This window comes from Actinomycetota bacterium, assembly GCA_030774015.1.
In the GTDB taxonomy this organism is placed as follows: domain Bacteria; phylum Actinomycetota; class UBA4738; order UBA4738; family JACQTL01; genus JALYLZ01.
Genome location: JALYLZ010000150.1, coordinates 1 through 2,292 on the forward strand (window position 1 = coordinate 1; position 2,292 = coordinate 2,292).

1 protein-coding gene and 1 pseudogene are annotated in these 2,292 nt (G+C 64.2%); one reads left to right on the top strand and one right to left on the bottom strand.

Annotation, left to right across the window (positions count from 1 at the left end):
- Positions 1 to 906 (top strand): group II intron reverse transcriptase/maturase (gene ltrA / locus M3Q23_14940; protein MDP9343355.1); only part of this gene is annotated, 906 nt, incomplete at its 5' end.
- A 1,046-nt stretch (positions 907 to 1,952) separates the two neighbouring features.
- On the opposite strand, the pseudogene M3Q23_14945 reads toward ltrA, so the two are convergent.
- Positions 1,953 to 2,171, bottom strand: a pseudogene (locus M3Q23_14945) (IS256 family transposase).
- Positions 2,172 to 2,292: the final 121 nt, after the last annotated feature.

The window sequence follows — 2,292 nt, forward strand, 5'->3', positions numbered from 1 at the left end:
GCCGACGTCGAGTTCTCCGGGGTGGAGGCCTTTCTCGACGTTATCGCCGGAGCACTGAAGGACCGGACCTACCGGTCATCCCCGCTCCGGCGGGTCGAGATCCCCAAGCCCGGGCAGCCGGGGAAGACCCGGCCGCTTTCCATCCCCACCGTCCGCGATCGGGTGGTCATGACCGCGGCGAAGATCGTCCTCGAGCCCATCTTCGAGGCGCAGTTCCTCCCGGTGAGCTTCGGCTTCCGGCCGAACCTCTCGGCGCACGATGCGCTGGAGGCGGTCCGGACCCGGGCCAACCGGGGCGCCGAGTGGGTGCTTGACGCCGACTTGACGGACTGCTTCGGAAGCATCGACCACGACGCCCTGATCGGGTTGGTTTCAGAACGGGTGTCGGATCGGGACATGCTGAAGCTCCTCCGGGCGTGGCTGAGGGCTGGGGTGCTGGTGGATGGGGTGGTGACCGAGCCCGTGTCGGGAACGCCCCAGGGGTCTCCGATCTCCCCGTTGCTGGCCAACGTCGCCCTGCACGTCCTTGACCGGACGTGGACGGCGACGAGCGGCTCCCTCGGGGTGCTGGTGAGGTACGCCGACGACTTCGTCGTGCTCTGCTCCCGACGCGTCCGGGCCGAGGAGGCCCGGAGGCGGGTGGCGGCGATCCTTCGTCCTCTGGGGCTTCAGCTGAACTCGGAGAAGACCAGGATCGTCTGCCTCACCGAGGGTGCGGAGGGCTTCGACTTCCTGGGCTTTCACTGCCACAAGGTGGAGTCCTGGAGATGGCGGGGTCGGTGGTACCTGCAGCACTGGCCGTCCCGGCTGGCCACCGAACACGCTTCGAGCTCCTGGGGTTCATCGCTGCGGCGGCTGCCTTTGTTGGAGGCCAAAGGCACGTATCTGGCTCCTGGAAGATCTTGATAGCTTTGGTGGCGCTGACGACGGCAGTGATTGTATGGCTTTGGTTGGGGGTAGCCATCGATCGTTGCAGCGATGGCGTTCGAAGGGTCGAAGAGGAGATCAATCGACGCATCGGAGAAGACTTGCTGCAGTGGGAATCCGGCAGACGCGGGACCACTTTTCATTGGTTCCATAAGTGGTGGCACCCACGGAAGCAGGCCTGACCGCCCGGGCCAAGGTGGCCCAAGCACTGCGGCGCCCAGCAGAGGTGAAAGGGCTGTTCTCCCTGCCGAATCTTCTCACCGCCAGTCGCCCGGGACTCGGTTTGCTGGGCGCGTTGGCTTTGTCTTCAGAAGATCCGGAATTGGCGCTATGGCTGTACTACGCTGGTCTCATCACCGATGTGGCCGATGGAATGCTTGCTAGAGCGTCCAACTCTTCTAGCGACTTCGGGAGGGAATTCGACAGGTGGGCCGATGTTGCTTTCAATGTGACCACGGGGACGGCGCTGGGAATCTATGCGGCGGCCCATCGCTCCCTGGCACGACTTGGAGCCCTCGCTGCTATGGTTGCGGTCACGACTCTTTCGCGTAGTGGGAAGAGGCGTGTGCGCGTCACCCCACACAGCGCCATAGCAAAGTATTTGAGTGGAGTGACGCGTGTTGTCATCTTCTCACTCCTGGTCTCCGAGGTGCCTCCGCCCCGCAGGAGGCTGGCGATCCTCGCTGGCACGAGTCTCCTTCTCGTTGGCGGCATCTATGAGTGGCGTGTCACTCGCGGCGAAGTGCGCGCTGGTCTTCGGACTGAGTTCCCGCTGCCGTTTAGTGCGGGACCAACGGCTTGAGAGGAGGCCTCAGCGGTGAGCCCCATTCTCTCTTTCCGGGTGGGCCAGTTTGGGCCGCGGAGTGCACATTGAACCCCCGTGCTCTCCACGCTCCTCCGTGGAGTGAGACGCCTTTCTGCTGCTCACGGTCCATGGCTGCCACGGGGCCTCGCCCCTGAACGGTAGGCCAATCCAGGCCATCGTTCTGAGGAATAGTCAAGAGTTGTGGAACGGAATCTCGTGATCACGCGGCGTCCTCCTTGTCGGTCCGCTCGACCAACCGTCCGTTCACGAACTTCGCGCCCGCGCGAACGAGCGCAACGAGCTCCGGTGCGTTGACCCTCCTCCACCTCCCTTCCGCTGCCTCGATCAGCTTGAAGCACATGGCAAGGCCCGCCTGCCGGGAGCCCGGTCCCTTGGTCACGTCGGTCCTGGCCCGCACCGGCGAGAACGTGGACTCGATTAACCGGCCACGGGTGCCGTGTCAAGTCCTTCCTTCGACGAAGCCAATTTCTCGAGACCTTCCAGGTGACTTTCCAAGGCCTCGGCCACCCGGCCGTGACGCTCCACCTCGCTGTCCCATC